Source organism: Pseudomonas sp. GM33 (assembly GCF_000282295.1).
Classification (GTDB): domain Bacteria; phylum Pseudomonadota; class Gammaproteobacteria; order Pseudomonadales; family Pseudomonadaceae; genus Aquipseudomonas; species Aquipseudomonas laurylsulfatiphila.
The window spans coordinates 1-8,505 of record NZ_AKJO01000048.1; the positions used below are offsets into that span (position 1 = coordinate 1).

Annotated in this window: 3 protein-coding genes; all 3 read left to right on the plus strand. The window is 62.5% G+C overall.

Annotated features, from left to right (window positions below; genetic code table 11):
* Positions 1-208: 208 nt before the first annotated feature.
* Positions 209-3,658 carry an exodeoxyribonuclease V subunit gamma gene (gene recC / locus PMI26_RS22160; RefSeq protein WP_007972122.1) on the plus strand — a complete coding sequence of 1,150 codons (3,450 nt, stop codon included), beginning with the start codon at positions 209-211 and terminating at the stop codon, positions 3,656-3,658.
* The gene (gene recB / locus PMI26_RS22155; RefSeq protein WP_007972124.1) at positions 3,658-7,347 is read left to right on the plus strand and encodes an exodeoxyribonuclease V subunit beta; all 3,690 of its coding nucleotides are present in this window, start codon (positions 3,658-3,660) and stop codon (positions 7,345-7,347) included. Before recC ends, recB begins: the two co-directional genes overlap by 1 nt.
* Positions 7,344-8,505: exodeoxyribonuclease V subunit alpha (gene recD, locus PMI26_RS22150; protein ID WP_007972125.1), on the plus strand; the 1,162-nt coding region annotated here is incomplete at its 3' end. The genes recB and recD, both read left to right, overlap by 4 nt.

Below are 8,505 nucleotides of genomic sequence, written 5' to 3' on the forward strand. Positions count from 1 at the left end.
AGTTGGGGTTTTGTTTTTGCGCCTCCGTACACCTCAAACGCTGTTCCCTGTAGGAGCGAGCCTGCTCCGGGCGGCGTTCCGACGAAGAACTTCAGGGCACCGCGTTACCCCAGACAACCCCCCGTCATCGTTGACGACCTTCGCGAGCGAGCTCGCTCCTACAAATGCTAAAGTCGTCCCTCGAATTTGCATTTTCCAAGGAAGCCTTATGCCGGACGCAACGTCCCTCAGTGCTGGATTCATGGTGGTTCACGGCAACCGCCTGGACGAGTTGCGCAGCCTGGTGGTCAGCTGGATGCGGCGCTACCCGCTGGCTCCCCTGGAGAATGAAATCGCGTTGGTACAAAGCAATGGCATTGCCCAATGGCTGAAGCTGGCCCTGGCGGAAGATGCCGAAGAAGACGACATGGGCGGCTGCGGCATTGCCGCCGCCATCGACGTGCAGTTGCCCGGCAGTTTCATGTGGCAGCTCTATCGCATGGTCCTTGGACGCGATGAAATTCCGGCCAAGTCCCTGCTCGATAAAGCCCCGCTGACCTGGCGACTGATGCGCCTGCTGCCGCAATTGATCAACCAGCCACACTTCGAGCCGCTGCAGCGCTTCCTGACTCATGACACCGATCTGCGCAAACGCTATCAATTGGCTGAGCGTCTGGCGGACCTGTTCGACCAGTACCAGGTCTATCGAGCTGACTGGCTTGAAGACTGGGCTGAAGGTCGACATCAGACAAGAAGCGCCAGGGGCGAGGCCAAGGCCCTGACGCCGGCCAATTGCTGGCAGGCAGAGTTATGGCGCGCACTCTTGCTGGATGTCGGAGAGCAAGGCATGGCGCAAAGCCGTGCCGGGGTTCATCAGCGATTCGTCGAGCGCATCAACAACCTCGAAACAGCTCCCCAGGGATTGCCCTCGCGAGTGATCGTTTTCGGCATTTCTTCGCTGCCTGCCCAAGCCCTGGAAGCACTGGCGGGGCTGGCACGATTCAGTCAGGTCCTGCTGTGCGTACATAACCCGTGTCGTCACCATTGGGCGGACATCGTCGCCGATAAAGACCTGTTGCGGCATCAATACAAGCGACAGGCCCGCAAGAGCGGCATGCCGGTAGTGATCGATCCGCAAACCCTGCACCAGCATGCTCACCCGCTGCTGGCTGCCTGGGGTAAACAGGGGCGGGACTATATCAACCTGCTCGACAGTTACGACGATCCCAACAGCTATCGCTCCGCATTTCGTGACGGGCGCATCGACCTGTTCAGTGACGGTCAGCCGCTGAATGTGCTCAACCAGTTGCAGGATGACATCCTCGAGTTGCGTCCCCTCAACGAGACTCGGGAGCGCTGGCCGGCCATCGATCTGCAGACGGACGAATCGATCCGTTTTCACATTGCCCACAGCGCCCAGCGAGAAGTCGAGATTCTCCACGACCAACTGCTTGCGCGCTTCAGTGCCGATCCGGCATTGCGCCCCCGGGACATCATCGTCATGGTCCCGGACATCGACAGCTACGCCCCGCACATTCGTGCCGTGTTTGGCCAGCTCGACCGTCAGGACCCGCGCTTCATTCCGTTTACGCTGGCGGACCAGGGCCAGCGTGGTCGCGATCCACTGTTGATTGCGGTCGAGCACCTGCTCAAGCTGCCGGACAGCCGATTCCCCGTCAGTGAGATTCTCGACCTGCTGGACGTCCCGGCACTGCGCGCCCGCTTTGGTGTCGAGGAGCGTGACCTGCCGACCCTGCACCGCTGGATCGAAGGTGCCGGCATTCGCTGGGGCATGAATGCCGAGCAACGTGCCGGGCTCGGGCTGCCCAATGAACTGGAGCAAAACAGCTGGCGTTTCGGCTTGCGGCGGATGTTGCTCGGTTATGCCGTTGGCAGCGCCGATGCCTATGAGGGTATTGAACCCTACGACGAGATCGGTGGTCTGGACGCTGCGCTCATTGGTCCGCTGGTTGCTCTGCTGGACGCGCTGGAAGTGGCTCACCACGAACTCTCTCAGCCTGCACCGCCGCGCCAATGGGGTTTGCGCTTGCAGGCGTTGGTGCAGTTGTTCTTCCTCGCCAGCAACGAACACGATGACTACTTGCTGGCCCAGCTCGAAGAGCTGCGCGAGACCTGGCTCGAGACCTGCGAGTCCGTCGGCTTGCAGGACGAATTGCCGCTGACGGTCGTTCGTGAAGCCTGGCTTGCAGGCCTGGATCAGGGGCGTTTGTCCCAACGCTTCCTGGCCGGTGCGGTGAACTTCTGCACCTTGATGCCCATGCGCGCTATCCCGTTCAAACTGGTCTGCCTGCTGGGCATGAATGACGGCGATTATCCGCGTGCGCAACCGCCGCTGGATTTCGATCTGATGGGCAGTGATTACCGGCCAGGCGATCGCTCCCGGCGCGAAGATGACCGTTACCTGCTACTGGAAGCCTTGCTGTCGGCGCGTGATCAGCTCTACATCAGTTGGGTGGGCCGCAGCATCCGCGACAACAGCGAGAGGCCGGCGTCGGTATTGATCGGCCAGTTGCGTGACCACTTGGCCAGCGGTTGGCGATTGGCACAAAGTAGCGAGGACCTGCTTGAAGCCATGACCCGGGAACACCCCTTGCAGCCTTTCAGCGCCCGCTACTTTCACGAAGGGGATGAGTCGTTCAGCTATGCCACCGAATGGCAGGTCCTTCATCAAGCGGCAGAGCAACAGGCGAGCGCCGAAGTGCTCGGGCCTCACGTTCAGGACGAACCCCTCAGCCTCGGTCAGCTGCAGGATTTCCTGCGCAATCCGGTACGGCACTTTTTCAGCCAGCGACTGAAAGTCTTCTTCGAGGCGGCTGAAGTGCCGTTGGCCGATGAAGAGCCTTTTGTCCTGGATGCGTTGCAGCGTTACAGCCTCAGCGACCGTTTGCTCGAGGCGGCACTGGCAGATCCGGAACATACCGGACAGGCACTGGAGGATCAGGCCAAACGCCTGCAAAACAGCGGGCTGCTGCCCATGGCCGGTTTCGGTGAGTGCCTGCAACGTGAATTGATCGAACCACTGCCCGACTTGCTGCAACGTCACCAACAGCTCCTGGCTTTGTGGCCGACACCGCTCAGCAGTGCGTTGCCCGTCAATCTTGAACTGCAAGGCCTGCACGTCGAGGGCTGGCTCAGCGGCCTGCATCAGCGTGCTGATGGTGGTTTGCTGTCTGTCACGACGATCCCCAACAGTATCGGCTCGATCAAATCGCGCAAATGGCATCGACTGACGCGCCCGTGGCTCACGCATCTGGTGGCCTGTGCCAGTGGCATGGTGTTGACCACTGCACTGGTGGCCAGCGACGACAGCCTGTTGCTCGCACCGATGGACCAGTCCACGGCACGGAAAATTCTCGGTGACCTGTTGATGGCCTGGCAGTCGGGTATGCGCCAGCCACTGCCGATCGCGGTCAAGACCGCCTTCGCGTGGCTGGGGCAAACCGACCCGGTCAAAGCCGCGGCCGCTGCGCGCAAGGCCTATGAAGGCGACGGGCAGACGACGGACGGAGAGCGACGCGAAAGTCCGGCACTCGCACGCCAATTCGCCGATTACGATGCCCTGACCGCCGATGAAACCTTCCCCGACTGGTGTGATGCGCTCTATCGCCCGCTACTTGAAGCACCCTGGCGTTCACTGTCCAGCGAGGAGTCGCGTTGATGAGTACAAAGACACCGCTGGCCCTGGCGTTTCCGCTGCGTGGCAGTCAACTGATCGAAGCCAGCGCCGGGACCGGTAAGACTTTCACCATTTCCGCGTTGTACCTGCGCCTGGTGCTTGGCAATGGCGGCGAAGACAGTGGCTTCGGACGTGAGCTCTTGCCGCCGCAAATCCTCGTCGTGACCTTTACCGACGCCGCCACTAAAGAGTTGCGCGAGCGCATTCGCACGCGACTCGCCGAGGCCGCACGCTTTTTCCGCGATGAAACGCCGGCCCCCGACAGCCTGATTGCCGAGCTGCGTGCTCAGTATTTGCCCGAGCAATGGCCCGGGTGCGCAAACCGCCTGGATATCGCCGCCCAATGGATGGACGAGGCAGCGGTGTCGACTATCCACAGTTGGTGCCAGCGCATGTTGCGCGAGCACGCCTTCGACAGCGGCAGCCTGTTTACCCAGACCCTGGAAACCGACCACAGCGACTTGCTGGGGGAAGTCCTGCGCGATTACTGGCGGCTGTTCTGCTACCCGATGCAAGGTGATGCGCTGAATTGGGTGCGCAGCAATTGGGGCGGTCCGGCGGCGCTGCTGCCGCGGATTCGTGCGCTGTTCGCCAGCGAGCGCGATACGCTGGAGGGGAAAGAGCCTGCCGAGGTGATTTCGCAATGCTTGCAAGAGCGACGGGCTGCCCTGATCGAACTCAAGAAGCCCTGGCCGCAGTGGGCGGACGAGTTGCTTGCCATTTGCCACGAAGGCGTTGCCAGCAAGGCTGTCGACGGTCGCAAGATGCAGGCACGCTATTTCGAGCCCTGGTTCGAAAAAATCAAAGCCTGGGCCGAGGACGAATCCCTCGAGCAACTGGATATCGGCACCGGCTTCACGCGCCTGACCCCTGATGGCATGGCCGAAGCCTGGAAGGGCGAAGCGCCTCGACATCCGGGGCTCGATGCGATGGCCGGCCTCAAGGCCTGTCTCGACGGGTTGCCAACGCCCGATGCCGCCGTGCTGCAACATGCCGCCCGCTGGGTCGGGGCACGATTCGAGGAAGAGAAACGCCGTCGTGCGGAAATGGGTTTCGACGACATGCTGCTGCGCCTTGATGCGGCCTTGCAGTCCGACGGTGGCGAGCGCCTGGCCACCCTGATTCGTGAACAGTTTCCGGTCGCCCTGATCGATGAGTTCCAGGACACCGACCCGGTGCAATACCGGATCTTCGAGAGCATCTACCGCATTGAAGAGAACAGCCCCGAGTGCGGCCTGTTCCTGATCGGCGACCCGAAACAGGCGATCTACGCTTTTCGCGGTGCCGACATCCATACCTACCTGCGCGCCCGTCAGGCCACCACCGGCCGCCTGCACACCCTGGGCACCAACTTCCGCTCAAGCCATGGCATGGTCAACGCGGTGAACCATGTGTTCGAGCGTGCCGAAGCCCGGGAGTCGGGACGGGGCGCATTCCTCTTTCGGGAGCCGAATGGCAATAACCCGGTTCCGTTCATGCCGGTGGCCTCCCAGGGCCGCAAAGAAGTCCTGCATATAAATGATCAGGCAGTCCCGGCCTTGAACATCTGGCACTTGCCGGCCGAACAACCGTTGTCCGGCGCCGTGTACCGGCAACATCTGGCGGCGGCCTGCGCCAGTGAAATCACGGCATTGCTCAATGGTGGACAGCAGGGGCAAGCGGGGTTCACCCAGGACGGCAAAGCCTTCAGGGGCCTGCTACCGGCGGACATCGCCATCCTGGTACGCGATGGCAAGGAAGCGCAGGCGGTGCGTGGCGAATTGGCTGCGCGAGGCGTGCGCAGTGTCTACCTGTCGGACAAGGACTCGGTGTTCGCCGCCCAGGAGGCGCACGACGTGCTGACCTGGCTCAAGGCCTGCGCCGAGCCGGATGTCGAGCGCCCGCTACGGGCCGCGTTGGCCAGTATCACCTTGAACCTTTCGTTGACCGAGTTGGAGCGGCTGAATCAGGACGAGTTGGCCTGGGAATCCCGTGTTATGCAGTTCCGTGGCTATCGCGAAGTCTGGCGCAAGCAGGGTGTGCTGCCGATGCTGCGCCGTTTGCTACACGACTTCCGTCTGCCCCAGGCGCTGATCGCCCGCAGTGACGGCGAGCGGGTCTTGACGAACCTCCTGCACCTGTCCGAATTGCTGCAACAGGCCGCCGCCGAACTCGATGGCGAACAAGCGCTGATCCGGCATTTGTCCGAGCATCTGGCGTTGTCCGGGCAGGCGGGCGAGGAGCAGATCCTGCGTCTGGAAAGTGATGAGCAATTGGTCAAGGTCGTGACCATCCACAAGTCCAAAGGCCTCGAATACCCCTTGGTGTTCCTGCCGTTCATCTGCTCGGCGAAGCCGGTGGATGGCAGCCGCCTGCCGTTGCACTACCACGATGAATCAGGCCATGCCCAGGTCACGTTGAAGCCAACGGCAGAATTGATTGCCCTGGCCGACGATGAGCGTCTGGCCGAGGATCTGCGCTTGCTCTATGTCGCCCTGACCCGGGCTCAACACGCCTGCTGGCTGGGGGTGGCTGACCTCAAGCGCGGCAACAACAGCGGTTCGGTGCTGCATCTATCGGCGCTGGGTTATCTGTTGGGGGGCGGTGCGCCATTGACCGACTCCCCGGCGTTGCAGCAGTGGTTGCGCGACCTGCAACAGGGCTGCCCGGCGCTGGCGTATGCCCAGATGCCTGATGCGACAACAGAGCATTACCAGCCACCGCAAAACGACGCGGCGCTGCTGGCTCCGCTGATCCCCAAACGCAAGGCCAGTGAAAACTGGTGGATCGCCTCTTACAGCGCATTGCGCATTGGCGACACCCTGAGTGTCGGTACGGACGAGGCGCCGGAGAGTCCGCAGGCGCAAAAACTGTTCGATGACGAACGTCTCGACCCGCAGGCTCCCAGGGAAGTGGCAGCCAGTGGCGGCGATATCCATCGCTTCCCGCGCGGCCCGAACCCCGGCACCTTCCTCCATGGTCTGCTCGAATGGGCGGGGGGCGAGGGGTTTGCCGCGGCACCCCAAGAGGTGATCGACGCCATTGCCCGTCGCTGCAATCGCCGAGGCTGGGAGGGCTGGATCACCACGCTGAGTGACTGGCTGCAGCATCTGCTCAAGTCGCCGTTGCAACTGGGGGCCGATCAGGCGCCGGTGATATTCGCGCAGTTGACGCAATACCAGGTCGAGATGGAATTCTGGTTCGCCAGCCACAAGGTCGATGTGCTCAAGCTCGATGCGCTGGTGTGCCAGTACACCCATGGCGGCGTGGCCCGGGTGGCCGCCGAGCCGGTGCTGCTCAACGGCATGTTCAAGGGCTTCATCGACCTGACGTTCGAGCACGACGGCCGCTATTACGTTGCCGACTACAAATCCAACTGGCTTGGCGCCGATGATGCGGCCTACACCGTGCCGGCCATGGAACAGTCGATTCTCGACAACCGCTATGACCTGCAATACGTGTTGTATCTGTTGGCCCTGCATCGCCAGCTCAAGGCGCGGCTCGCCGATTACGACTACGACCGGCATGTCGGCGGTGCGTTGTACCTGTTTCTGCGGGGTACGCGTGCGGCCAGCCAGGGTGTGTTTTTCACCCGTCCGCCAAGAGAACTGATCGAGCGTCTGGACAGGCTGTTCCAGGGCAAGCCAGAACCCAAGGCCGAGCCCGCCTGGGAACAGGGAGTACTGTTATGAATCGCTCATTCGCCGATTTGCTGCCGACATCGCTGGCAGCCGAAAGCCTGGCCGATCTGGCGCCGCTGAGTCGTGCCGACGATTTGCTGTTGCTGCTCACGCGCTGGGTCGAACGTGGCTGGCTGCGCGCGCTGGACAAAGCCTTTGTGGCGTTTCTGCATGAGCTGGCACCGGAGGATGATCCGTTGGTGTTGCTGGCAGCCGCGTTGACCAGCCACCAGTTGGGCCACGGGCATGTCTGCCTCGACCTGTTCGAGACGCTGAAAGAACCGGACTTCGCCCTGTCATTACCGCCCGAAGGTGACGTACAAGGCGGCGCCATGCTGTTGCCGTCGCAATTGCTCGGATCGCTGGACGGTGCTCATTGGTGCAAGGTGCTGGCCGCCAGCAACCTGGTCGCCCTGGCCGCTGACAGCCGTGACAACGTGCGTGACCGACCTTTGGTGTTATCGGGCAAACGCTTGTACCTGCGCCGCTATTGGGCCTACGAGCGGCGGATCGACCTTTCGTTGCGCGAGCGCCTGACGGAGCACGAGTCCACACCGAACGACCTGCTCCATCGCCTCACCGGTTTGTTCGGGCCTGCCCGGCCGGGTGAAGTGATCGACTGGCAGAAGCTGGCCTGCGCCCTGGCGACCCGCAGCGCCTTCAGCATCGTGACGGGGGGGCCGGGAACCGGCAAGACCACCACCGTCGTGCGCTTGCTGGCGTTGCTCCAGGCGCCGGCGGTCGAGGCCGGCATGCCTTTGCGCATTCGCCTCGCCGCACCGACCGGCAAGGCCGCGGCGCGCCTGACAGAGTCCATCAGCCAGCAAGTCCGGACCTTGAAGGTCAGCGAAGAAATTCGCGAGAAAATCCCGTCCGACGTCACCACCGTTCACCGTCTGCTGGGCAGCCGGCCTGGGACACGTCATTTCCGGCACCACGCGGGCAATCGCCTGCCGCTGGATGTGCTGGTGGTGGACGAAGCCTCGATGATCGACCTGGAAATGATGGCCAATCTGCTCGACGCCTTGCCGGCCCATGCACGCCTCGTGCTGTTGGGGGACAAGGACCAGCTGGCTTCGGTCGAAGCCGGTGCGGTACTGGGGGATCTGTGTCGCGACGCGGAGGCTGGCTGGTACAGCCCGCAGACACGCCAGTGGCTGGAAGCCGTCA